The following is a 23074-nucleotide window of genomic DNA, read 5'->3' on the forward strand; positions in this document are numbered from 1 at the left end:
AGCCACAGGTACGGGGGGAACCCTGGCTCCGTGCAAAAGCCGATGACCAGTCGGCTCACTCATTACTGCGCCCCGGCGGCCGAAAACGTCACACCGGGCGGCCGAGAGGTGACCGAAGCCCGCGAAGCCGCAGGTCAGCCGGATTTGTCGGCGCCCTTGCCGTTGTTGTTGCCGTTGTTGCCGTTGCCCGTGCCCTGGTTGCCGTTGTTGCCGTTGCCCGTGCCCTGGTTGCCGTTGTTGCCGTTGCCCGTGCCCTGGTTGCCGTTGTTGCCGTTCCCGTTCCCGTTGCCCCTGTTCTTGCCCTTGCCCTTGCCGCGGGTGTCGGGGTCGCCGTTGTTCTGCTCCGTGGAGCCGGGACCAGAGCTGTCGTCGGAGCTCGTGCCGCCTCCTGAGCCGGTTCCCCTGTCCCGGGCGGCCAGGACGTTCTCGCAGTACGGCCCGACCTGGGAGGAGCCGCCCGCGGCGTTCTCCAGGACGCGCTTGCGGTGGCCCTGGAGCTTCTTGCCGTCACGCAGCGCACGGCAGGCCGAGGCGATCTGCCCGCGGCCGGCACCGACCGCCGGGTCGCCCGGCCGCGCCGCCGTACCGCCGTCCTCGCCGGCACCCGGTCCGTTCCCCTGCCCCGTCACCGTTTCGCCGTCCCCGGGCCGCTTGCCCAGGTCGCCCTCCGGTGGGGCTCCGCCCCGCGGGTCCTCCTCCGGCGGGGGCGACGGCCGGGGGCGTTCGGGGGTGGCGGTGGCCGGGGCGGAGGCCGCGGGGTCGGAGCCCGAGGACCCCGCGGACGACGCCGGCAGGACGCCGGTCGCGGCCACGACCGCCGCTCCACCGAACATGCCCACGGTCAGCGCGGCCGCCAGCCCGTAGCGCACGGGGCGCGCCCAGCGGAGCCCCCGCCGGGCTCCGGAACCGTCCGCACCCGGGGCGCCGATACGGATCAGCCCGGCGTCGGCGGACCGCGTGGTGGCCCTGTCCCCGGCGGACGGGGCGGACGGGGCAGCGTGTGGCCGTCCTGCGCGTTCCTCGCGCGCCTTGCGGAAAGCAGCCAACGCGGCCGCCTCACCGGGGAGTTCCTCACCGGCCGACGGGGGCGGGGAGGAGAGTGCGCCGAGCGTTCGGGCGAGGCGTTCTGCCTGGTCACGGGTGGCCGGGTCGGCAGCTTCGGGTGGCTCTCCGTTCAGCAGTCGCTCCGCGGTTTCGCGGTTCAGCCACCTGTACTGCTCGTCGGCCATCACATGTCCTTCTGCGTCCGCGCTCGCATATGCGTCACACTCGCGGACGTCACCGCGGGGCGGCGCGGTTCTCTCTGGAGGGGGAGGGCATCGAGTGCCCCGGCGGATTCCGGATGTGCCTCCGGATCGTCGTCGAGCATCTCGGCCAGCCGTTTCAGGCCCCGGTGCGCGGCCGTGCGGACGGCGCCCGGCCGTTTGCCCAGCGTCTCGGCGGCGGTCTTCGCGTCGAGGCCCACGACCACCCGGAGGACGACGGCCTCGGCCTGGTCCTGCGGCAGTCGGGAGATGAGGGCGAGGGCGCCGTCGGTGGCCATCGACTCGATGGCCCGGTCGGCGGTGTCGAACGCCGCGGCCCGCCCGGTCAGTTCGGTCTCGTCCCCGCCGATCGCGGGGCGGCGCCCGCGCATGCGTATGTGGTCGAGTGCGCGGTTGCGGGCGATCCGGGCGGCCCAGCCGCGGAACCGGTCCGCGTCACCGCTGAACCGCTGCAGGTCCCGGGCGATCTGCAGCCATGCCTCGGACGTCACGTCCTCCGCGTCGGGATCGCCGACCAGTGTGCGCACGTATCCCAGCAACCGCGGATGCACGGCTCGGTACACGGTCCGGAACGCGGTCTCGTCCCCGTCCTGTGCCGCCCCCACCGCGGTGGTCAACTCCGCGTCGTCCCCCAACACCGCGCGCGCCCTTCTGCGCCTCAGCCGGCACCGCTTCCGCGGACCGGGTACTCGCCGTCGTGGTTTCTCGATCGATTACGGACTCCAGGACCTGCCCCGCGGCCCGTGACGGTGGTGGTCGTCCCCCTTCACGGCCTGGCGCGAAAGGCACGTTACGACCTGAAACCTCTCGCCGTCCATGCCCGGCGACGCTTGGTGATGATTTTCGTGCATGGTTCAACAGACCTGTGACCGGCCGGTGTGACAGAAAACGCAACCATGGCGCTGTAGGAGTTACGGGCCGCCGCGCGGCCCGTGCCGCGCGACGGCCGGGGCCTCTCCTGTGGGGGGTGGCGGCCTCGGCCGTTGCCTTGGCGGCTGACGGGACGGGGTTACGGGTTCTTCCCGCCGCCCGGCTGAGCGGGCCTGCCCTGACTGTCGCTCGCACCGTTGCCCGCGCCGTTGCCCGAAACACCGTTGTCCGCGCCGTTGTCCGGAGCACCGGTGCCGCCGGGTTTCGCCTCGCCCGTCGCCGGTCGCGACCGCTCGGCGCAGTACGCCTCGACGTTCACCGCGCCGCCCGCCGCCTCGACGAGCCGCTTCCAGGCGACCGACTCCAGCGCCTTGCCGCGCCCTTCGACCCGCTCGTACGCCCGGCAGTGGGCCTCGACGTCCCGGGCCCGGGCAGGGCGCTCCGGCGCGGCGGAGCCGGAACCGGGCCGGGAGTCCGCACCGGCGTCGGGGGACCGGTCGGCGGACGGCCCCCCGGACGTCGAGGTGCCGGCCGGAGCCGTGGCGTCGACCGGGGCCGTGCTCTCGGCCGGAGCCCTGGTGGGGACCCGGTTCCCGTCGTCACCGGGGCCGTCCACCGCCGAGCCGGCCGCGCCGATCCCGGCGACGGCGACCCCGCCCAGGCTGAGACCGGCGATCAGGACGGAGAGGGTGGCCTTCACCGAGAGGCGGCCGAGGCGCCGCTCCCGCGGCCGCCAGTCGTCCCGGCGCCGGGTGGGGGCGGTGCGGTGCGCGCCCGTCTCCCGCGCCTCCCGGAACGCGGCCACGGCCCGCTGCTCGGCCCCGTCGTCGACGTTTTCCCGGACCAGTGCCCGGACGAGCAGCGCCTCGAGTTCCTCGGTGCCACGGACAGCGTGCGGACCGGAGCCGGGGCGGCCCCGGTCCGCGCCCTCGGGGTGCCCGTGCCGACGGCCGGACGGCGTGCCGTCGCTCCTCCGCTCACCCATGTCCGTTCCCGTCCCTGCTCGATCCACTCGATCCACTCGATGCACCCCCGGCCCCGCCCGGCACGGCCGGTCCGCGCCGCCCGCGCACTCGGGCGGTACGGCCTGACCGACGCATACGTTCCGCGCGTCCGGCCTGTTCAGACCGCCCGGCGGGCCGGAGACCGCGGGTCACCCGGGTCGGCCGGGCCGGTCGGGGCGCCGCCCCGTCCGCCGTCACGCGCCGCCCCGGGCGCGGGTCACTTCGACTCACCCAGCGTCCGGGAGGCATCATCCGTCACACTGTCGCCGCCCAGTTGTGCGGCCAGGCGTTTCAGCCCCCGGTACGCGGCCGTCCGTACCGCGCCCGGCCGCTTTCCGAGGACGCGGGCGGCGGCGGGGCCGTCGAGGCCGACGACCACCCGCAGCAGTACGGCCTCGGCCTGGTCCCGGGGCAGTCCCGCGACCAGGGCCAGGGCGTGCTCCGTGGACATGGCCTCCAACGCCATCTCGTGCGTGCTCTGCCGGCCGGGGAGGTTCCACACGTCCTGTTCCAGCGCCGAGGTGCGGGGCCGCACCCGTTGCCGTCGCAGGTGGTCCAGCGCCCGGTGCCGGGCGATGGTCGCCGTCCAGCCCCGGAACCCCGCCCCGTCGCCCTTGAACCGGCCCAGGTCGCGGGCTATCTCCAGCCAGGCGTCCGACGTCACGTCCTCCGCGTCGTCACCGACCAGCCCGCGCACGTACCCGAGCAGTCCGGGCTGGACGAGCCGGTAGGCCACGGCGAAGGCGGCCTCGTCCCCGTCCTGGGCCCGCGCGACAGCCGCGCCCAGCTCCCCGTCGTGCGCCCTCGCACGACGGGGTTCCCCTCCCTTGCCCAAGAACCGTCCTCGTCCGTACCGAGTTCGTGGGGCGACCGCTTGGTACGACACATCGGGTCGTAGCCCGCCCCACGGTCATCAGCGTCCGGCGCCACGAAAGTGTCACAGCTCGTCAACCGCCCTGTACGCCCCTCCCGTCGCGAGGGGCCGAGGGTCCACGGACCGGCCGGACGCCGTGTCCGCACGTGCCGCGCGTCACGTCCGCGACGCGTCCCGGCACAGCAGGCGCAGTGATCCGTCTCCCGTGTAGCAGCGGCGGGCCTCCTCCATGGGGTCCCAGAAGCGGCCGTCGGGGGTGCGGACCCAGTGGTCGCCGCCCGAGACCCACCACTCTCCTCCGGTCCGGCGCACGATCACCTCACCGGCATAGGCACCGAATCCGCGCAGCACCGTCTCCACGGCGGCGTACGGGGCCGCCTCCCGGCGTATGTCCGCGATCGTGCGGTCGACGCTCCACAGACTGCGCGCCGAGTAGTCGAGTCGCAGCCGTGCCCCTTCACGCATCGTCGTCACGGTGTCCGCCGCCCACCGCGCGGGCTTGGTCGCGGCCGAAGGCCTGGTCTCCTGCTGTGTCGTCACAGTCGTCGCAGTCGTCACACTCGGTAGAGCGCTCGGGCCGCCGGATTCGTCACCGCGGTTCCGCCCGATCCCGCACCCTGCGCAGAACCGCCCCAGGGCCGCCGCACCGCGGTCACAGACCGTGCTCGTCCGGTCGGGGAGGTCGACCCGAGGGTGACGGATCGGGGGCCCGCCGCGCTCCTGTCTTCGATGAGTACGTACTTCCATCTGCGCGCCGTACCGGCCCCGGCCCTGCGCAACAGCCCCGCCTGGCTGCTGCGGCTGTTCGAGGACGACTGGGAGGCCGTGCGCGAACGCGTCGGCCGGCATCGTGAGGAGATCCTCGACCAGGGATATCTCGACCAGGAGTTCCTCTACACCGGCCCGGCCCCGCGGCACACTCCGGACGGCCCGCCCGCCCACGTGGTCCTCGGCGGCCGTCCGGTCACCCCGCCCGGCCCGGACCGGCCGCCCTTCCTGCTGCTGACCTCGGCCCAGGCCGGCCGCGTCGCCGGCTTCCTGGAGACCGCCGACTTCGACGCGCTGTGGCGACGGGCCCGCGACCGGATCCTCCCGCGCTACGGCGGACCCGGCCTGGAGCCGCAGGCACACGACGCCTTCGCGGCGGCCCACCGCGACCTGACCGCGTTCTACACGCGCACGGCACGGCAGCGGGAGGCGGTGGTGAAGTGGCTCCTGCCCTGACCCGGAACGACCACCCCTGCCGGTCGCCGATGCCCGCGGTCACCGGTGCCCGGCGGTCGCCGATGCCCGCCGGTCGCCGGGGCCCGGCGGTCGGCCGTCCCTCAGCCGTCCCTGCGGCTCCGGCGGGACAGTGCGGCGACCAGTACGCGGCGGCCCTCCGTCGACACCTCGAGCGCGCGGCGCAGTCCGGCCGGGCCGTGACCGGCCAGGACCTCCAGAACGGTGATCTGGCGGCGCAGTTCGGCGGCGGCGAGCGGCGACAGCGGCAGCCCCTCCGTACGGCCCCTGCGGGCTGCCTCGATCCCGTCCGCCACGTCCTCGTGCGGAGCACCGCCGTCCAGGATCCGGTGGATCCGCAGCGCGATGACGGAGCAGGCGTGGGCCCACTCCTCCAGTGCGGGGGCGGAACGCTCGGCGGGGGCGGTGGCGAGCATCCGGTGCGCGAGCGCCACGGCGGCCCCGTCGGCGGCCCCGTCGAGCTTGCCCCGCGTCTGCTCCAGCCGCTGCGCCCAGTCGTCGGCGGCGGCACCCTCGGCGAGGCTCCCCCACAGGGGGCGCAGCGTCTCGTCGTCACCGCCCAGCAGCGGTACGCACCGGTCCAAACAAGCCAGTCCGCTCGCGGCCAGCCCCCGCTCGTCCGCCTGCGCGATCAGTTCCACCAGACTCATCAACGTCTCCCTCAGCGGGTCTTCCCAGGCCCCTGACAAGGCCCCCTTCACGGACCTCACGGGGCGGAGGCCGCATTTCCCCTTACTGCGTGCGACGGCCCGGGAGTGTCACAGAGGCACCACTCCGAGCCGGTCGAGTAAGTGGAAGAAGAGGTTTTCGGCCACGGGCCCGGGACCGGGGCCGGGCTCGGCGGTCAGGATCTCGACCAGCGCCTCGGCGGACACGGTGTGCCCGGCCTCGGCGGCCCATTCGACGGCACGGTCCGCGGCGTCACGGGGCTCGAGGAAGTAGTCCTCCAGCCTGAGCCCCTCCCGCTGGACACCGTCCTGCTCCCCGCCGTCCGGCCCGCCGTCCGGCCCCGCGCCGAGGTGACCCGCCATCACGGCGCGCGCCAGGCAGGTGGTCCACGCGCCGCTCTCCGGCGCCGCCGCCTCCACCACCACGCAGGCGCTGTCCATCACATAGCCGAACAGCGCGGGCGCGCCCGTCTGTCCGGCGAGGTCGTTCATGCTCCCGATGCCGCCGTCGCCGCTCGGGTACTCCCAGAGCTGCCAGCCGCCCGGTGCCGACGTGCGCAGGGTCATGCCCCGGGCGCCGGCCAGCGCGTCCAGTTCGGCGAGCGGCCGCTCCCCGCGACCCACGACGAAATACCCCCAGTAGCCCATGTGCCGGTATTCCCCCCGTGTCGGTCTCGGCTCGACAGAAGACCACCACAGTCGCACGGGGGTTCGCAGGAATACGCCGCAATCCGTCCGTTCGTGACCTTGTCGCAACCGCCGGCTCAGTCCAGCTTGTCCGCCAGGGCCCGGAACTCCGCCCAGGACAGCTCCGGTTCGCCGTCCGGGTGCCAGAGTTTCTGCACCGTCGCCCGCAGCGGCATCCGTATCCCGGCCGCGACCTGCTCCTGGGTCTGGGAGTTCGCCAGGTCGCACCAGACGGCGAAGGACCCGCCGAGGATCTGCCCGTCGTACTTGGCGGGCACCGCGGTGGTGCCGCGCAGCACCAGCGGCGTCCACTGCTCGTAGATCCGCTCGCCCGTCGGGTAGACGAAGGTGTGCGGCTCCCCGAGCACGTAGTAGAGGAACTCGTCGTTGTAGTTGACGACGTCGCGGCCCTCGCTCAGGTACTCCACCGGCTGGCGGGCACCGATCTCCTTGCCGGTCCAGTAGGCGATCTGGACGTCCTCGGCCGCCTGCACCGAACCGCCCTTGAAGAAGCCGTCGTTCCAGGCACGGGGCGTGCGGTCGTGGGCGCGGACCGTGTCGGCGCGGTCGTTGAGCCAGCCGGTGGCCAGGTCCTCGACGGTGGCGCCGGAGCCGTACTTCTTCCGCGCGGCGGCGGCCAGGCCCGGGAACGACGCCTCCGGGTCGGAGACCACCAGCGCCTGGTACTCGTCGGCGCCGAGGTGCCACTGCCCGCCGGGGAAGAGCCCGGCGTACTCGTCCAGCAGGTCGTCGACGATCTCGGCGGACTTGGCCTTGGAGATGTCGATCGCGCCGCGCACCACACCGCCGTTCACGTTGCGCAGCTGGAGGTCGGGGTGGGCGGCGATGACCGCGCCGAGGTGTCCGGGCGAGTCGATCTCGGGCACGACGGTGATGTGCCGGCTCGCCGCGAGGTCGACGATCCGCTTGACCTGCGCCTTGGTCAGGTGCTGCTCGGAGACGATCTCCGGGTGCGCGTCGGACTCGATGCGGAAGCCCTGGTCGTCGGAGAAGTGCAGCCCCAGCTCGTTGAACTTCAGGTCGCCGAGCTCGCGGACCCGGTCCTCGATCCAGTCGGCGGTGAAATGCTTGCGCGCGACGTCCAGCATCATCCCGCGCCGCTGCTTGGCGGGCTCGTCGCGCACCACGCCCTCGGGGGCGGTCTCGGCGCCGCGTATCTGCTGCTTGAGGGTGCGGGTGCCGTAGAAGACGCCCGCCTCGGCGGGAGCGCTGACGGTCACCCGGCCGCCCCGCACGGTCATGGTGTACGACTCGGGGTTCGCGCCCTTGCCCTTGTTCAGCACCAGGCGCAGGTCCCCGGCGCGCTCGTCGTCCTTCTCCCCCGCGTACGTCAGGCCCAGCTCACCGGCTATGAGGCGGCCCTCGTCGGCCAGCGCCGGATCGCCGACGACCACCCGGTGGCCGCGCTCGGGCCGCCATCCGGGGCCGCGCTCGGCGCTGTGGTCGCGGACGGCGGGTATGGTCCGGGGCGCCTGGGACAACGGGTAGGAGCGGGTGGGGCTCGGCTCCGGCGGCGAGCCCGCCAAGTCCCCGGACCGGGAGGCGGTGGAACCGGCGTCGTCCGAGGTCGCCCAGAGCCCGAGGCCCACCCCGGACGCCGCGACCACCGCGCCCGCGGCCAGGGCCACGAGCAGTGTCCGCCGCTGCTTCTTCCGAACCGGTGCCCGACGTGCCCCACGACCCCGACGCCTGCCCTGCCTGTGCTGACTCACACGGCCAACCTACGACCCGTACGAGTGAAGGGCATCGACGGGCTGTTCCGAAACTCTCCCGTCCGGGTGAATTTCGGATATCGATCGGACACGCCATGGACTCACTCGATAACGTGACGACACAACTCTCACACCACTCACCGTCCGATCCCTCACCACCCCACCACCTCGTCACCTCGTCACCACGTCCACCGACAGACCCACCCACCGACACCCGTGACACCCCCGAGGACTCACGCTGCCTGCGCACCGTCTCCCGCATCGCCCCGGCCGTGTCGCCATACCCGGACAGTCGCGCGGCACGCCCACGCCCGACACGCCCGGACCGACCGACACGCCCGGCGGCGCCCCGTCCCCGCTGGAGCGCTTCAACGCCGCGTCCGCCGAGGACGCCGAGCGCGCCCTCCTGACCTGCCTGCACAGCCCCGGCTGGGCGGTGCGCGTCGCGACCCACCGTCCGTACCCGGACCTGGACTCCCTCCTCGCGGCAGCGGACGAGGCGGCCTACGACCTGCCCCGCGCGGAGCGCCTCGCCGCCCTGTCGGCGGAGGCCCTCCCCGGCCTCCCGGAGAACGCGTACTCCGCCGCCCACACGGCGCTGAACGCCGCCAACGCGGCCTACGAGAGCCGGTTCGGGCACCCGTTCGTCATCTATGTGGACGACCTGAAGCCGGACGAGGTCCTGGACCACGTACTCGAAGGCATCCGGTCACGATTGGCCAACGATCCGGAGGAGGAGCGTCTGGTCTCGGGGGAGGAACTCCGGCGCCTGGCACGGGGCCGCCTGACCGCCCTCCTCTCGGACGGGAACCGCTGACAGGCCGCGGCATCCGCCCCCTCGGCGCACTCCCCGGCGCACCCTCCCGGAGCGACACCGGGCATTCCGCCCCATAAGCCGCCTCTCTAGCCCGTAAGCGTGCCAGTTCGATCACAGCGGCAGGGCCCCTGTCCGCCTCACGGCCACACGTGGCTACGATGCTGGGGGCCGGTGGACCGTACCCGGCCGGGCCCGACCGACACGGAGAAAGCCGGCGCGGCCCCGACCCCCGCGCTCCCGGAGGAAAATTCCGTGCCGGCTGGAACGCTGTACCGCGGCCGGGAAGGAATGTGGTCCTGGGTGGCTCATCGAGTCACCGGCGTCCTCATCTTCTTCTTCCTGTTCGTTCACGTGCTGGACACCGCCCTCGTGCGAGTGTCCCCGGAGGCCTACGACACCGTCGTGGCCACGTACAAGACACCGATCGTCGCGCTGCTGGAGTACGGCCTCGTGGCCGCCGTCCTCTTCCACGCGCTCAACGGCCTGCGTGTCATCGCCGTCGACTTCTGGCTCCAGGGCGCCCGGTACCAGAAGCAGATGCTCTGGACCGTCGTCGCCGTGTGGGTCGTGCTGATGCTCGGGGCGATCTACCCCGTGCTCGGCCACGCCGCTCGTGAACTGTTCGGGAGCTGACGCCAATGTCCACGACTGATTCCACCGCCTCGGGCATCGGCCCCGTCGAAGGCGCCTCGCTCTACTCGGTCGACAACCCGGCGCCCGTCATCGAGCCGCCCCGCGCCCGCACCAAGAAGACCCCGAAGAGCACCCGGGGCAACTTCGAGATGGCCGCCTGGCTGTTCATGCGCCTGTCCGGCGTCGTCCTGGTCGTCCTGGTCATCGGGCACCTGCTGATCCAGCTCGTCCTGGACGGCGGCGTCTCCAAGATCGGCTTCGCCTTCGTGGCGGGCCGCTGGGCCTCTCCGTTCTGGCAGGTCTGGGACCTGCTGATGCTGTGGCTCGCGATGCTGCACGGAGCGAACGGCCTGCGCACGGTCATCAACGACTACGCGGAACGCACGAACACCCGGCTGTGGCTCAAGGGCCTGCTCTACACCGCCACGGTGTTCACCATCCTGCTGGGCACGCTGGTGATCTTCACCTTCGACCCGAACATCCGCTAGGCACGGGGTTGCGAGAAACATGAAGATCCACAAGTACGACACCGTCATCGTCGGCGCCGGTGGCGCCGGCATGCGCGCGGCCATCGAGTCGACCAAGCGCAGCCGCACCGCCGTCCTGACCAAGCTCTACCCCACCCGCTCCCACACGGGCGCCGCGCAGGGCGGCATGGCCGCCGCGCTGGCCAACGTGGAGGAGGACAACTGGGAGTGGCACACCTTCGACACGGTCAAGGGCGGTGACTACCTGGTCGACCAGGACGCCGCCGAGATCCTGGCGAAGGAGGCCATCGACTCCGTCCTCGACCTGGAGAAGATGGGCCTGCCGTTCAACCGCACCCCGGACGGCACCATCGACCAGCGCCGCTTCGGCGGCCACAGCCGCAACCACGGCGAGGCCCCGGTCCGCCGCTCCTGCTACGCGGCCGACCGCACCGGTCACATGATCCTTCAGACGCTGTACCAGAACTGCGTCAAGGAGGGCGTGGAGTTCTTCAACGAGTTCTACGTCCTGGACCAGCTGATCACCGAGGTCGACGGCGTCAAGAAGTCGGCCGGTGTGGTGGCGTACGAGCTGGCCACCGGCGAGATCCACATCTTCCAGGCGAAGTCCGTGATCTACGCCTCCGGCGGCAACGGCAAGTTCTTCAAGGTGACGTCCAACGCGCACACCCTGACCGGTGACGGCCAGGCGTCCGTGTACCGGCGCGGGCTGCCGCTGGAGGACATGGAGTTCTTCCAGTTCCACCCGACCGGCATCTGGCGCATGGGCATCCTGCTGACGGAGGGCGCCCGCGGTGAGGGCGGCATCCTGCGCAACAAGGACGGCGAGCGCTTCATGGAGAAGTACGCGCCGGTCATGAAGGACCTCGCCTCCCGTGACGTCGTCTCCCGGTCCATCTACACGGAGATCCGCGAGGGCCGCGGCTGCGGTCCCGAGGGCGATCACGTCTACCTGGACCTGACCCACCTCCCGCCGGAGCAGCTGGACGCCAAGCTGCCCGACATCACGGAGTTCGCGCGGACCTACCTGGGCATCGAGCCGTACAACGACCCGATCCCGATCCAGCCGACCGCGCACTACGCCATGGGCGGCATCCCGACGAACGTCCAGGGCGAGGTCCTGGCCGACAACACCACCGTCGTGCCGGGCCTGTACGCGGCCGGCGAGGTCGCGTGCGTGTCGGTGCACGGCGCCAACCGCCTGGGCACCAACTCGCTGCTGGACATCAACGTGTTCGGCAAGCGGGCGGGCATCGCGGCGGCCGAGTACGCGCACACGACCGACTTCGTCGAGCTCCCGGAGAACCCGGAGTCGTTCGTCGTCGAGCAGATCGAGCGGCTGCGGTCCTCCACCGGCACCGAGCGGGTGGCCGAGCTCCGCCGCGAGCTGCAGGAGACCATGGACGCCAACGTCATGGTGTTCCGCACCGAGCAGACGATCAAGACGGCGGTCGAGAAGATCGGGGAGCTGCGCGAGCGCTACCGGAACGTCGCCATCCAGGACAAGGGCAAGCGGTTCAACACCGACCTGCTGGAGGCCGTCGAGCTGGGCAACCTGCTCGACCTGGCCGAGGTCATGGCCGTCTCCGCGCTGGCCCGCAAGGAGTCCCGCGGCGGTCACTACCGCGAGGACTACCCGAACCGCGACGACGTCAACTTCATGCGCCACACCATGGCGTACCGCGAGGTGGGCGACGACGGCACCGAGTCCATCCGTCTCGACTACAAGCCGGTCGTCCAGACCCGCTACCAGCCGATGGAGCGTAAGTACTGATGGCTACCCCTGTTCTGGACAAGGCGGACGCGGCCGGATCGCCCGAGCCCGGTTTCGCCGACTCCCCCTACATCACCGTCACCGTCCGGGTCCGCCGTTTCAACCCGGAGGTCTCCGCCGAGGCGACCTGGGAAGACTTCCAGCTGGAGATCGACCCCAAGGAGCGTGTCCTCGACGCGCTGCACAAGATCAAGTGGGACCTGGACGGCACCCTGACCTTCCGCCGCTCCTGCGCCCACGGCATCTGCGGCTCCGACGCCATGCGGATCAACGGCACCAACCGCCTGGCGTGCAAGACGCTGATCAAGGACCTCAACCCCGAGAAGCCGATCACGGTCGAGCCCATCAAGGGCCTCACGGTCCTCAAGGACCTGGTCGTGGACATGGAGCCGTTCTTCCAGGCGTACCGGGACGTGATGCCCTTCCTGATCACGAAGGAGACCAACGAGCCGACGCGTGAGCGGCTGCAGTCCGCCGAGGACCGTGAGCGCTTCGACGACACGACGAAGTGCATCCTGTGCGCCGCCTGCACGTCCTCGTGCCCGGTCTTCTGGAACGACGGCCAGTACTTCGGTCCGGCCGCGATCGTCAACGCGCACCGTTTCATCTTCGACTCGCGTGACGAGGCCGGCGAGCAGCGCCTGGAGATCCTCAACGACCGTGACGGCGTCTGGCGCTGCCGGACGACCTTCAACTGCACGGACGCGTGCCCGCGCGGCATCGAGGTCACCAAGGCGATCGCCGAGGTGAAGCGGGCGCTCATCACGCGCCGCTTCTGACGCTCTCCCGGCGCTCCGCGCCGTGACGGCCGAGGGCCCCGATCCAGTGGATCGGGGCCCTCGGTCCGTTCGTGCCGCCGGTCAGGTCCTGGACGGCGGCAGCCGCCCAGCACACGGCCCCCTGGTCGGTGCGGTCGTTGCCGACCAGGAAGACGATGCCGTCGACCAGCGACCGGACGCCGGCGCCACCGATGCCGTGGTCACACGTGTCACCGGACGATGTTGCGGGCCACCGTCCAGGCCACCGCCGTCAGCAGGATCAGCACCTGGACCCGGGGGGCGAGCCGGGGAGCCCAGAAGCGGCCCCGCAGGCCCTCGATCGTCCAGCGCCCCCAGAGCACCAGCACGAACGGCGCGGCGAGCAGCAGGGCCCGGTTGTCCAGCCAGGCCGCGGCGAAGTGACCGTGCATCAGGTCGTACGCCATGCGGGTACCGCCGCAGGCGGGGCACAGCAGGCCGGTGACGGCCCGGAACGGGCACTGGGGCAGGACATGGCCGGGCTCGTGCGGGTCGGTGCCCCACAGGTAGGCGGCGCCCGCGACGCCCGCGGCCAGCAGCGCGACGGGGGGCACCGCGGGGTGCCACCGCGGTCGCCGCCCCCCGGCCGACGCGGAACGAGCCGCGTCAGCCACGCAGGATCCGCCCCTGCTCGTCCGTGCGGTCGTTGCTGACCAGGTACATGATGCCGTCGACCAGCGACCAGATGCCGAAGCCGCCGCAGGTGAGCAGCTGGGCGACGCCGATGCCGACCGAACCGACGTAGAACCGGCCGATGCCCAGGCCTCCCAGGAAGAGCTGGAGGACACCGGCGACGATCTTCGACTTGTCGGAGTAGGGGCGGCCGTAGGGGTCGTACCCGTAGGGCGCGTGAGGGTCGCCCTGAGGGAACCCCGAGGGCTTCTGGTAGCCCGCCTGCTGGTAGCCGGGCGGCGGGTAGCCGCCGGGGGGCTGCTGCGGGTAGCCGTAACCGGGCTGGCCGGGCTGGCCTGCCTGCGGGTAGCCGTAGGGGCCGGACTGACCGGTCGCGCCCGGGTTCGGAGGGCCGAAACCAGGCGGCTGGGACGGCTGCTGCGGCTGCTCGCTCACGGTGGTGTCTCTCCTGGTGAATACGGAAACTGCCAGTCATCTTGCAGGACACGGACGGCGAAGAGAAGCCGGGGGCCCGCCCCGGTCACCGAGGGGTCCGTTCCCGCCGGGAACGGACCCCTCGGGCATATGCCACACCATCGGGTGAATCCTGCCGCAAGGGCCGTGAAGGCGTCGTCCGCCCTACGATGATGGTCTCGACAACCAGCCCCTGGGAGGCACGTGATGTCCGCAGCATCCGTCGAGCGGCCCCACGACGAGCGTCCGCTGATCGCGGAGGCGAACCGTCTCATGGAACGCGTTCCGGGCTACCGCGTCGAGATCATCGGAGGCCAGCTCCTCGTGACCCCGCCACCGGACGGCCCGCACGCCCGAGCCCTGACCAAACTCATGCGTCCGTTCATCGCGGCGGGCCTTGACGACGGCGAGACCGAAGTGCTCCAGGGCATCGGCCTCTGGCTGCCCACCGACATCGAGGACTACGCGGTCCCCGACCTCTCTCTCGTGGACGCCGACTTCGACGACCACCTCGTCGAGAACAACTCCTACGAACCGGTCTGCTTCCGCCTCGTCCTGGAGGTCACCTCCAGCAACTGGAAGAACGATCTGAAGACCAAGGTGGCCGCTTACGCCGAAGCCGGGGTTCCCGTGTACGTGGTCGTCGACCGCAGGCACCGACGCCTCCACGTCCTGACCGATCCGGTCGGCAACGATTACGCCACCCACCGCTTCCACTCTCCCGGTCAGCAGGTCACCCTCCCCGACTCCATCGGCGCCAAGGTCACCCTGGACGTGACCGAGATCCTCCGGGCCGGGCAGCCCCGGACGGACGACTGAGGAGCGCGGAGCTCCCCCAGCCGGCTCGGGATCGCCGCCGGCGTCCGGTTAGGCTCTCCTCCCGTGTGCGCGAAGAACGACGGCCCCGGCGAGGGTGCCGCACCCAGCAAGTCCGAACAGACCCGCGCCCTGATCCTGGAGACGGCCATGCGGCTGTTCCGGGAGCGCGGGTACGACAGGACGACCATGCGGGCCATCGCCACGGAGGCCGGGGTCTCCGTCGGCAACGCGTACTACTACTTCGAGGGCAAGGAACACCTGATCCAGGGGTTCTACGACCGGATCGCCGCCGAGCACCGGCTGGTGGTCCGGGAGATCCTGGACCGGGAGACCGAGCTGGAGGCCCGGCTGGCGGGCGTGCTGAAGGCATGGCTGGACATCGCCACGCCGTACCACGAGTTCGCGGTGCAGTTCTTCAAGAACGCCGCCGACCCGGACAGCCCGCTCAGCCCCTTCTCCCCCGAGTCGGAGCACGCGCGCTCGCAGGCGATCGGCGTCCACCGGGAGGTGCTGGCCGGGTCGGGGACCAAGGTCGCACCGGAACTGCGGGAGATGCTGCCCGAGTTGATGTGGCTGGCCCAGATGGGCCTCGTCCTGTACTGGATCTTCGACCGCACCGAGGACCGCGCACGCAGTCACCGCCTCGCCGAGCGCGGCGCCCGCATCACCGCGCGGAGTGTGGCCCTGGCCCGTTTCCGCGTGCTGCGCCCCCTGGTCCGCGAGGTCCACGAACTGTTCACGGACTTCCTGCCGGGCCTGACCAAGGCCCTGCCCGACCCGGCGAAGCCCCGCCGCACGGCCCCCGCCGAGCACGGCCGCCCCGCCCCGCTCGGCTGACCGGGCCCCGCGCGAAGGCGCCCGGGGCCGCCGTCAGGTCTGCTTCGACGCCAGTTCGATCACCGTGATGTCCGACGGCGCGCCGATCCGGGTCGGCGGGCCCCAGGCGCCGGCGCCGCGGCTGACGTACAGCTGGGTGTCGCCGTAGCGGTCCAGGCCCGCGAGGGTCGGGTTGGCGGCGGCGGCGAGGTAGCTGGCGGGCCAGAGCTGGCCGCCGTGGGTGTGGCCGGAGAGCTGGAGGTCGACGCCGTGGTCGACGGCCTCGTGGACCATCACCGGCTGGTGGGCCAGGAGCACGCACGCGCGGGCCCGGTCCCGGTCGCCGAGCGCCCGCGCGTAGTCGGGGCCCTGGCCGTAGTTCTCACCGGCCAGGTCGTTCACCCCGGCGAGGTCGAAGTACGGGAGTTCGGTGCGGGCGTTCTCCAGGGGGAGCAGACCGAGCCGGCGCACCTCCGCGACCCACTCCTCGGCGCCGGAGAAGTACTCGTGGTTCCCGGTGACGAAGAAGGAGCCGTGCCGCGCCGTCAGCTGCGCCAGGGGGGCCGCAGCCGGGCCGAGTTCCTTCACGTTGCCGTCCACCAGATCGCCGACGACGGCGATCAGGTCGGGCTGGGTCGAGTTGATCGTGTCGACGACCTTCTGCGCGAAGCCCCGGCCGAGGATGGGCCCCAGATGGATGTCGCTGACCACCGCGATCCGGTAACCGTGCGCCGCGCGGGGCAGCTTGGCGAGCGGCACGGTGACCCGCTTCACCCGCGGACCGCGCACCACGTCGGCCGTGCCGTACCCGACCGTCCCGACGGCCGCCGCGGCGGCGGCCCCGGCGACCACCCGGGAGACGAAGAGACGACGGGAGGGACCGGTGAGCCCGGAAGGAACGTCAGGAACGTCAGGGGCTTCAGAAGCAGCGGGAGTGTCCGGGGCATCGGAGTCGGGAGCGGCCGGGTCAAGGGTGCCGGGAGCCCCGGGAGTGCCGGTGAGGGCAGGGGTGTCCGACCCCGGTGCGGCGGCCGTCGCTCCCGCGGGTATCGGCGTCGGCTCCTCGTGCGCCGGTGCCGCCCGCCGCTCCAGGACCCGGCGCAGTACCGGGCGTACGACCTCGCCCGCGAGCACCGCCAGAAACAGGTAGAGGCACAGGGCCACCCAGAGGTAGCCGGGCCAGGCCAGGACCTGCTTGAGCCAGAACGGGGCACCGCTGCGCGTGGTGAAGAAGGCCGCGAAGGTCAGCGCCCAGCACCCGATGAAGAACAGGGCTCCCCAGCGGCGCACGGCGCCCGGCCCCCGGGTCGTGTCGTGGAACAGGCGGCGCCACATGTACCAGTTGCCCGTCACCAGTACGGCGAGGACCAGCAGTGGGACGAGTACGAAGAGGATGGGCACGGTGCGGTGTTCCCCAGTTTTCCGTTACGACGTCCGTGACGTCCGGCTCAGTGCGCGCAGACCACGCAACCCGATGACTCCGATGACCGTCCCCAGTACGAAGGAGACGACGGCCAGCAGCAGATGGACCCAGAAGTACGCCGTCGGCTCGCCGTCGTCGAACGCGAGCCCGCTGCCGTCCTTGACCAGGTTTCTGACGAAAGTGACCCAGATGATCCAGCTCCACACCCCGAAGGCGAGCAGGAACCAGGAGACGGGGCGGCTGAGCTTCACCAGATCGGACCTTTCATCGCGACGCCGGGCACCCGGAGGCGGCCAGAGGGCCGGGGATGGTTCCCCGGACGGGCACGGCATGGATCCAGTATCGCCGGACGGTGTCCGGTTCCGTTCGCGGGGTGGGGGCGGAAGGGGGACTTCCACGGGCGGGGCAGGTACGTTTCCGTCCGTGCCCGCACCCAAAAACTCCATCCGGCGATCGTTGCTGCTCACTTCCGCCGTTCTGTTGTCCACCGCGCTGACCGCTCCCGCAGCGCTCGCGGCGCCGAGCCCTTCGAGCAGTCCTTCGGCCACTCCCCCGGCGACCATGTCGTCGGTGGGCGGCGCCCGGCTCGGACAGCCGGGAACACAGGTCAACCTCGCGAGCGGGGTGCCGGTGCTGCCGAAGGAACTGTCGGCCCGTTCCTGGATCGTCGCCGACGCCGAGTCCGGCGAGGTGCTCGCCGCGCACAACGCGCACTGGCGGCTGGCCCCGGCGAGCACCCTGAAGATGCTGTTCGCCGACACGCTGCTGCCGAAGTGGCCCGGATCCGCCGAGCACAAGGTCGTCCCCTCCGACCTCGCCGGCATCGGCCCCGGCTCCAGCATGGTCGGGATCAAGGAGGAGGAGACCTACACCGTCCACGACCTGTGGCTGGGTGTCTTCCTTCGCTCCGGCAACGACGCGGTGCGCGTACTGGCGGCGATGAACGACGGCATCGAGAACACCGTCAAGGAGATGAACGAGCACGCCGAGGAGCTCCAGGCCCTCGACACGCACGCGGTGAGCCCGGACGGCTACGACGCCGAGGGCCAGGTCTCGTCCGCGTACGACCTGACGCTGATCGCCCGCTCCGGGCTGCAGAAGAAGGCCTTCCGGGAGTACGCCTCGACGGTCCGCGCCGACTTCCCGGGCGAGACGAAGAAGAACAAGAAGGGCAAGCGGGTCCGCACGTCCTTCGAGATCCAGAACACCAACCGGCTGCTGTCCGGCGACTACGACGTGCCCGTCTACAAGGGCATAGCGGGTGTGAAGAACGGCAACACCACCAACGCGGGCGCGACCTTCACCGGGGTCGCCGAGCAGGGCGGCACCGTGCTGCTCGTCACCGTGATGAACCCGCAGGAGGGCGGGAGCAACACGGTCTACAAGGAGACCGCGAAGCTCTTCGACTGGGGTTTCAAGGCGGCCGGCAAGGTCGAGCCGGTGGGTGAGCTGGTGGCGCCGAAGAGCGCCGTGCAGGCGGGCGCCCGGCCGGATGCCTCCGCCTCCCCCGGCGAGGCGGGCGGCGCCGGTGACGGCGCGCCCGGCGCCGCGGGTGCCGCGCCGGTGGCGAGCGCCGCGACCGGGGGCGGCGCCGACGGCATGGGGACCGCGCTCGCCGTCACGGGCGGGGTGCTGGTGCTGCTCGCGGGCGGGGCGTTCCTGGTCAACCGCCGCTGGCCACTGCCGGATCTGGTGCGCCGCCGCCCGCGTCCGTGAGCCCGGTCTCCCCGTTCTGCGCCGCCGCGGTCCAGGCGGCGCAGAACAGGACCAGTTTCATGGTGAAGTTGATCCACAGCAGCAGGGCGACGGGGACACCGAACGCGCCGTACATGCTCTTCGCGGCCACCCCCTGCATATAGCCGCTGAGCAGCAGTTTCAGCAGTTCGAAACCGGACGCGCCGATGAGCGCGGCCACCACCAGGGCACGGCGGGCGGGTTCGACGCCGGGCAGCAGGGTCAGGACGTACAGCAGGAGCAGGAAGTCGGCGCCCACGGCGACGGCGAAGGCCGCGACGTGCAGCACGATCCCGCCCCAGCCGCCCTCCTCCAGCCCGATGCCCCTGCTGATCCGGCCGACCATCGCGGAGGCGACGGCGGACGCGCCCAGGGTGATCAGGACCGCGCCGCCGAGCCCGACGAGGACGCCCGCGTCCTTGGCCTTGCGCAGGGCGGGGTTCTCCTCCACGTCGGGCAGCTCCCACACCGCGCGCAGGCACTCGCGCATGGATCCGGCCCAGCTGATGCCGGTGAACAGCAGGACGGCACCGGCGATGAGGCCCACGGTGCCGGCGTTCTGCACCAGGCCCCCGATGTCCAGCTGGTCGGAGATGCCGGGCACCTGCTGGGTGATCTTCTCCTGGAGGGTGTCCTGCTGCTCCTGGTTGAGCGTGGCGGCGCCGATCGCGGCGGCGACCGTGAGCAGCGGGAACAGCGCGACGAAGCTGGTGAACGTCATCGCGGCGGCCAGCCGCGTCCAGTGCACGCGGTCCATCCGCTCGTACGACCGCCACGCGTGCGTGCGCATCAGTCGCACCGCCCACGGGCCGACGACCGGGAGTTTCTTCAGCCAGTCCATGAACCGTCCCTGCCCCCGTCCCGGCGGGCCGGAAACCCGGTCAGTGCGCGGAGACGGAGCCGCAGTCCGCGCGCCCGGCCTGCGGCGGCACCACGAGCGAGCCGAACGGGAACTGCCGCAGCTTGCGCCACACCGCGTCGGCGCCCTGTTCGTAGAGCGCGAAGCCGGTGCAGGGCCAGTGCGCCTCGTAGTCGGCGAGTTCCTCGAAGGCGCGGTCCATCGCCGCCTCGTCGATCCCGTGCGCCACGGTGACGTGCGGGTGGTACGGGAACTGCAGCTCACGGGCGACGGGACCGGACGCGTCGCGGACCTGCTTCTGCAGCCAGGTGCAGGCCTCGGCGCCCTCCACGATCCGGACGAACACGACCGGCGACAGCGGCCGGAAGGTGCCGGTGCCCGACAGCCGCATGGGGAACGGCCGGCCGGTCGCGGCGACCTCGCTCAGATGCGCCTCGACGGCCGTCAGGTCGCCCTCGTCGACCTCCGTCGGCGGCAACAGGGTGACATGCGTGGGGATACCGTGAGCAGCGGCGTCGCCGAAGCCCGCGCGCAGCTGCTGAAGCCGGCTGCCGTGGGGCTCCGGGACCGCGATCGACACACCGATCATTACGGTCCCCACGTCGTCTCCTTCGTTGTGATGGTGATTCCGCCGAGCACCCGGTGACCGCCGAAGCGGTCACCCTCTCCCCGACTGTACGACCACGGCCCCGTCCCGGGCAGGCGCAGCAGGAGTGATGTACGGCGCTCGTCCGGTGGTACGGATCGGTGCCCGGGTCGCGTTCAGTACGGCCGGCGGCCCGGCCCGTTCAGTGCTTGGCGCTCAGGAAGCCCACCCGGTCGTAGGCCCGGGTGAGGGTCTCCGCGGCGACGGCACGTGCCTTCTCCGCACCCTTGGCCAGGATCGAGTCGAGCGTCTCGGGGTCGTCCAGGTACTGCTGGGTGCGCTCCCGGAAGGGAGTGACGAACTCGACCACGGCCTCGGCGAGGTCCGTCTTCAGCGCGCCGTAGCCCTTGCCGGCGTACCGCTCCTCCAACGCGGTGACACCCGTCCCGGTGAGGGTCGAGTAGATCGTCAGGAGGTTGCTGACGCCGGGCTTGTGCTCGCGGTCGAAACGGACCACCGTGTCGGTGTCCGTGACCGCGCTCCGGACCTTCTTCGCGGTGGCCTTCGGCTCGTCGAGCAGGTTGATCAGGCCCTTCTGGCCGGCCGCCGACTTGCTCATCTTGGCGGTCGGGTCCTGAAGGTCGTAGATCTTCGCCGTCTCCTTGAGGATGTACGCGCTCGGCACGGTGAAGGTGTCGCCGTAGGTCTGGTTGAAGCGCTCCGCGAGGTCGCGGGTCAGCTCCAGGTGCTGGCGCTGGTCCTCACCGACCGGGACCTGGTCGGCCTGGTAGAGCAGGATGTCGGCGACCATCAGCATCGGGTACGTGAACAGGCCGACGGTGGACCGGTCGCTGCCCTGCTTGGCGGACTTGTCCTTGAACTGGGTCATCCGGGAGGCCTCGCCGAAGCCGGTGATGCAGTTCATCAGCCAGCCGAGCTGCGCGTGCTCGGGGACGTGGCTCTGGACGAACAGCGTGCAGCGGTCCGGGTCGAGGCCGGCCGCGAGGAGCTGGGCGGCGGCGACCCGGGTGTTCTCGCGCAGCTGCTTCGGGTCCTGCGGAACCGTGATCGCGTGCAGGTCGACGACCATGTAGAACGCGTCGTGGGTGTTCTGCATGTCGACCCACTGGCGGACGGCACCGAGGTAGTTGCCGAGGTGGAACGAGCCGGAGGTCGGCTGGATACCGGAGAGCACACGGGGACGTTCAGAAGCCATGCTCACCATTCTCTCAGGCCGCGGGGAGCGGTCGGGAACCGACTGGGAACGGGTGGGAACCGATCCGTGCCCGGGGGTGTAACAAGAGTGTGAGGACGCGGGAGGGGGGCCGCATCGTCGATGAGACTGCGGTGATCGCACGCGTACGCGCCGGGGAGCCGGAGGCGTATGCGGAGCTGGTGCGGGCCCATACGGGCATCGCGCTCAGGGCGGCCGCCGCGCTCGGGGCGGGGGCGGACGCGGAGGACGTGGTGCAGCAGGCCTTCGTGAAGGCGTACTGCGCGCTGGGCCGGTTCCGGGACGGCATGGCGTTCCGGCCGTGGCTGCTGTCGATCGTGGCCAATGAGACGAGGAACACAGTGCGTGCGGCGGTGCGCCGGAACACCCTCGCCGACCGTGAGGCGGCGTTCACGGAAGCGCGACCGGTGATACCGGAGTCGGCCGACCCCGCGGTGGCGACGCTGGAGACGGAGCGCCGCGGGGCGCTGGTGGCCGCTCTGGAGAAGCTGAGTGAGGAGCACCGGCTGGTCGTCACCTACCGCTATCTGCTGGAGATGGACGAGCGGGAGACCGCACAGGCCCTGGGCTGGCCCCGGGGCACAGTGAAGTCCCGCCTGAACCGCGCCCTGCGCAAGCTGGAGCGCCTGCTGCCCGACTTCCGGCCCCGGGAGGGGGGTGAGACGGCGTGAGTGAGCTGTACGACGGTGAGGCCGAGCGGCTGCGGGAGGAACTGCGGGCCTTCGGCCGGTCCTTGGACGGGCCGGGTGGGGCTGCGGAGTCCGAGTCGATGGTCGAGCGGGTGCTGGGGCAAATACTCGCCGAGCAGGTGCCGGTTCCGGCGGCCGAGCCGACGGGCGCCGGGAAGCGGCTGTGGACGGTGCGGCGCTGGACGCGGGCGCGATGGCGGTCGTTGGTCGCGGCGGTGTGCGGGCTGCTGACGGTGCTGGCGTTGACCCCTCCGGTGCGGGCGGCGGTGACCGACTGGTTCGGCTTCGGCGGGGTCGAGGTGCGGTACGACCCGTCGGCGGTGCCCTCGCCGGGCGCGGAGGTGCCCGGCTGCGGGCGGTCGGTGTCGCTCGGCGAGGCGGAGCGGCGGGCCGGGTTCACGCCGTTGGTGCCGAAGGCGCTGGGCGTTCCGGACGCGGTGACGGTGAGCGGGCTGCCGCGGGGACGGTCCCTGGTGAGCCTGTGCTGGCGGGAGGAGGGGCGGACGATCCGGCTGGACGAGTTCCCGGGCCGCCTGGACATCACCTTCGTCAAGAGCGTGCGCGAGCAGCCGGAGTGGCTGTCGCTGGGCGAGGAGGACGGGGAGGACGGGGGTGCGGATCCGGTCCTGTGGTTCTCGCGGCCGCATGTGCTGAGCTTCTGGATGGTCGACGCGGACGGGCACCGGTTCACCCGGGCGGAGCGCACGGCAGGGCCGACGCTGCTGTGGTCCCACGGGGGTGCGGTGGGCGGTGAGGGGGCGGCCGCGGACGGGGTGACGCTGCGGCTGGAAGGGGTGGCCAAGGCGCGGGCGCTGGAGATCGCGGGGACGGTCGAGGAAGTCGAGGAGGCGGGTCGGTAGCCGGGCCGGCCGAAGTCGCGGAATCCGCGGTGGACCGAGTGGGAACCCCGGCGGCCCGGGCGGTGTACCAGAAGTGACAGGTGGCTCGTGGGCGGGCCGCACGGGGATCGACCGGC

The 23074-nt window shown here is 71.8% G+C and carries 26 protein-coding genes; 11 read left to right on the plus strand and 15 right to left on the minus strand.

Features of this window, described 5'->3' with window-relative positions:
- Positions 1-134: 134 nt before the first annotated feature.
- From ACTWJ9_RS12325 to ACTWJ9_RS12345, 5 genes are all read right to left on the minus strand, one after another.
- Positions 135-1229, minus strand: a complete 1095-nt coding sequence (locus tag ACTWJ9_RS12325) for a hypothetical protein (RefSeq protein ID WP_443295709.1) — start codon at positions 1227-1229, stop codon at positions 135-137.
- Positions 1229-1903: an RNA polymerase sigma factor gene (locus ACTWJ9_RS12330; RefSeq protein WP_279334311.1), complete on the minus strand. Its 675-nt coding sequence runs from the start codon at positions 1901-1903 to the stop codon at positions 1229-1231. Before ACTWJ9_RS12330 ends, ACTWJ9_RS12325 begins: the two co-directional genes overlap by 1 nt.
- Before the next feature lie 371 nt (positions 1904-2274).
- Positions 2275-3120 carry a hypothetical protein gene (locus tag ACTWJ9_RS12335; RefSeq protein ID WP_443295710.1) on the minus strand — a complete coding sequence of 282 codons (846 nt, stop codon included), beginning with the start codon at positions 3118-3120 and terminating at the stop codon, positions 2275-2277.
- Positions 3121-3356: 236 nt separating this feature from the next.
- Entirely contained in the window at positions 3357-3974 is a 618-nt protein-coding gene (locus tag ACTWJ9_RS12340; protein ID WP_279334313.1) for an RNA polymerase sigma factor, read from the minus strand.
- 195 nt (positions 3975-4169) lie between these two features.
- On the minus strand, positions 4170-4553 hold the full coding sequence (locus ACTWJ9_RS12345) for a hypothetical protein (protein WP_279334314.1): 384 nt from the start codon (positions 4551-4553) through the stop codon (positions 4170-4172).
- Positions 4554-4742: 189 nt separating this feature from the next.
- On the opposite strand from ACTWJ9_RS12345, the gene ACTWJ9_RS12350 reads away from it, so the two are divergent.
- Entirely contained in the window at positions 4743-5237 is a 495-nt protein-coding gene (locus tag ACTWJ9_RS12350; RefSeq protein ID WP_279334315.1) for a DUF1877 family protein, read from the plus strand.
- Between the two features lie 101 nt (positions 5238-5338).
- On the opposite strand, the gene ACTWJ9_RS12355 is transcribed toward ACTWJ9_RS12350, so the two are convergent.
- The 3 genes from ACTWJ9_RS12355 to ACTWJ9_RS12365 all read right to left on the minus strand — a co-directional run bounded on the left by ACTWJ9_RS12355 (position 5339) and on the right by ACTWJ9_RS12365 (position 8265).
- The gene (locus ACTWJ9_RS12355) at positions 5339-5905 is read right to left on the minus strand and encodes a hypothetical protein (protein ID WP_279334316.1); all 567 of its coding nucleotides are present in this window, start codon (positions 5903-5905) and stop codon (positions 5339-5341) included.
- A 108-nt stretch (positions 5906-6013) separates the two neighbouring features.
- A complete protein-coding gene (locus tag ACTWJ9_RS12360; RefSeq protein WP_279334317.1) occupies positions 6014-6571 on the minus strand; it encodes a hypothetical protein in 558 nt (185 codons plus the stop codon).
- Between the two features lie 116 nt (positions 6572-6687).
- On the minus strand, positions 6688-8265 hold the full coding sequence (locus ACTWJ9_RS12365) for a beta-N-acetylhexosaminidase (RefSeq protein WP_443295879.1): 1578 nt from the start codon (positions 8263-8265) through the stop codon (positions 6688-6690).
- Positions 8266-8581: 316 nt separating this feature from the next.
- On the opposite strand from ACTWJ9_RS12365, the gene ACTWJ9_RS12370 reads away from it, so the two are divergent.
- The 5 genes from ACTWJ9_RS12370 to ACTWJ9_RS12390 all read left to right on the plus strand — a co-directional run bounded on the left by ACTWJ9_RS12370 (position 8582) and on the right by ACTWJ9_RS12390 (position 12834).
- On the plus strand, positions 8582-9160 hold the full coding sequence (locus ACTWJ9_RS12370; protein WP_387039040.1) for a 2-oxo-4-hydroxy-4-carboxy-5-ureidoimidazoline decarboxylase: 579 nt from the start codon (positions 8582-8584) through the stop codon (positions 9158-9160).
- A 252-nt stretch (positions 9161-9412) separates the two neighbouring features.
- Complete coding sequence (gene sdhC / locus ACTWJ9_RS12375; RefSeq protein WP_279334318.1) at positions 9413-9793, plus strand: succinate dehydrogenase, cytochrome b556 subunit; 381 nt, start codon at positions 9413-9415, stop codon at positions 9791-9793.
- A 5-nt stretch (positions 9794-9798) separates the two neighbouring features.
- Positions 9799-10281 (plus strand): succinate dehydrogenase hydrophobic membrane anchor subunit, encoded by a 483-nt coding sequence (locus ACTWJ9_RS12380; RefSeq protein ID WP_279334319.1) that lies wholly within the window; start codon positions 9799-9801, stop codon positions 10279-10281.
- A gap of 19 nt (positions 10282-10300) precedes the next feature.
- Entirely contained in the window at positions 10301-12055 is a 1755-nt protein-coding gene (sdhA, locus tag ACTWJ9_RS12385) for a succinate dehydrogenase flavoprotein subunit (protein WP_279334320.1), read from the plus strand.
- Entirely contained in the window at positions 12055-12834 is a 780-nt protein-coding gene (locus ACTWJ9_RS12390) for a succinate dehydrogenase iron-sulfur subunit (RefSeq protein WP_109377786.1), read from the plus strand. Before sdhA ends, ACTWJ9_RS12390 begins: the two co-directional genes overlap by 1 nt.
- A gap of 209 nt (positions 12835-13043) precedes the next feature.
- On the opposite strand, the gene ACTWJ9_RS12395 is transcribed toward ACTWJ9_RS12390, so the two are convergent.
- Both ACTWJ9_RS12395 and ACTWJ9_RS12400 read right to left on the minus strand, forming a co-directional pair.
- Entirely contained in the window at positions 13044-13406 is a 363-nt protein-coding gene (locus tag ACTWJ9_RS12395; RefSeq protein ID WP_384201482.1) for a DUF2752 domain-containing protein, read from the minus strand.
- Between the two features lie 52 nt (positions 13407-13458).
- Positions 13459-13920, minus strand: coding sequence for a TM2 domain-containing protein (locus tag ACTWJ9_RS12400; protein WP_387042839.1), 462 nt, complete (start codon positions 13918-13920; stop codon positions 13459-13461).
- 225 nt (positions 13921-14145) lie between these two features.
- On the opposite strand from ACTWJ9_RS12400, the gene ACTWJ9_RS12405 reads away from it, so the two are divergent.
- Together ACTWJ9_RS12405 and ACTWJ9_RS12410 are read left to right on the plus strand one after the other, a co-directional pair.
- Positions 14146-14757, plus strand: a complete 612-nt coding sequence (locus ACTWJ9_RS12405) for a Uma2 family endonuclease (RefSeq protein WP_279334323.1) — start codon at positions 14146-14148, stop codon at positions 14755-14757.
- Between the two features lie 63 nt (positions 14758-14820).
- On the plus strand, positions 14821-15594 hold the full coding sequence (locus ACTWJ9_RS12410; RefSeq protein WP_279334324.1) for a TetR/AcrR family transcriptional regulator: 774 nt from the start codon (positions 14821-14823) through the stop codon (positions 15592-15594).
- Between the two features lie 33 nt (positions 15595-15627).
- On the opposite strand, the gene ACTWJ9_RS12415 is transcribed toward ACTWJ9_RS12410, so the two are convergent.
- Positions 15628-16974 carry a metallophosphoesterase gene (locus ACTWJ9_RS12415; protein ID WP_279334325.1) on the minus strand — a complete coding sequence of 449 codons (1347 nt, stop codon included), beginning with the start codon at positions 16972-16974 and terminating at the stop codon, positions 15628-15630.
- Positions 16975-16998: 24 nt separating this feature from the next.
- Positions 16999-17247, minus strand: a complete 249-nt coding sequence (locus ACTWJ9_RS12420) for an SCO4848 family membrane protein (RefSeq protein ID WP_279334326.1) — start codon at positions 17245-17247, stop codon at positions 16999-17001.
- Positions 17248-17419: 172 nt separating this feature from the next.
- Between ACTWJ9_RS12420 and ACTWJ9_RS12425 the strand changes: the two genes are divergently transcribed.
- Positions 17420-18712 carry a D-alanyl-D-alanine carboxypeptidase family protein gene (locus tag ACTWJ9_RS12425; protein ID WP_443295711.1) on the plus strand — a complete coding sequence of 431 codons (1293 nt, stop codon included), beginning with the start codon at positions 17420-17422 and terminating at the stop codon, positions 18710-18712.
- On the opposite strand, the gene ACTWJ9_RS12430 is transcribed toward ACTWJ9_RS12425, so the two are convergent.
- The 3 genes from ACTWJ9_RS12430 to trpS form a co-directional block, all read right to left on the minus strand.
- On the minus strand, positions 18660-19571 hold the full coding sequence (locus ACTWJ9_RS12430; RefSeq protein ID WP_279334328.1) for a YihY/virulence factor BrkB family protein: 912 nt from the start codon (positions 19569-19571) through the stop codon (positions 18660-18662). The genes ACTWJ9_RS12425 and ACTWJ9_RS12430 overlap by 53 nt on opposite strands.
- A gap of 40 nt (positions 19572-19611) precedes the next feature.
- The gene (locus tag ACTWJ9_RS12435) at positions 19612-20190 is read right to left on the minus strand and encodes a 2'-5' RNA ligase family protein (protein WP_279334329.1); all 579 of its coding nucleotides are present in this window, start codon (positions 20188-20190) and stop codon (positions 19612-19614) included.
- A 187-nt stretch (positions 20191-20377) separates the two neighbouring features.
- Positions 20378-21397: a tryptophan--tRNA ligase gene (gene trpS / locus ACTWJ9_RS12440; RefSeq protein ID WP_279334330.1), complete on the minus strand. Its 1020-nt coding sequence runs from the start codon at positions 21395-21397 to the stop codon at positions 20378-20380.
- A gap of 125 nt (positions 21398-21522) precedes the next feature.
- Between trpS and ACTWJ9_RS12445 the strand changes: the two genes are divergently transcribed.
- Both ACTWJ9_RS12445 and ACTWJ9_RS12450 read left to right on the plus strand, forming a co-directional pair.
- Positions 21523-22080, plus strand: coding sequence for an RNA polymerase sigma factor (locus ACTWJ9_RS12445; protein ID WP_443295712.1), 558 nt, complete (start codon positions 21523-21525; stop codon positions 22078-22080).
- Positions 22077-22958 carry a hypothetical protein gene (locus tag ACTWJ9_RS12450; protein WP_443295713.1) on the plus strand — a complete coding sequence of 294 codons (882 nt, stop codon included), beginning with the start codon at positions 22077-22079 and terminating at the stop codon, positions 22956-22958. Before ACTWJ9_RS12445 ends, ACTWJ9_RS12450 begins: the two co-directional genes overlap by 4 nt.
- Positions 22959-23074 lie beyond the last annotated feature (116 nt).

It is taken from the genome of Streptomyces sp. GDS52 (genome assembly GCF_052246875.1).
GTDB classification, from domain to species: domain Bacteria; phylum Actinomycetota; class Actinomycetes; order Streptomycetales; family Streptomycetaceae; genus Streptomyces; species Streptomyces cathayae.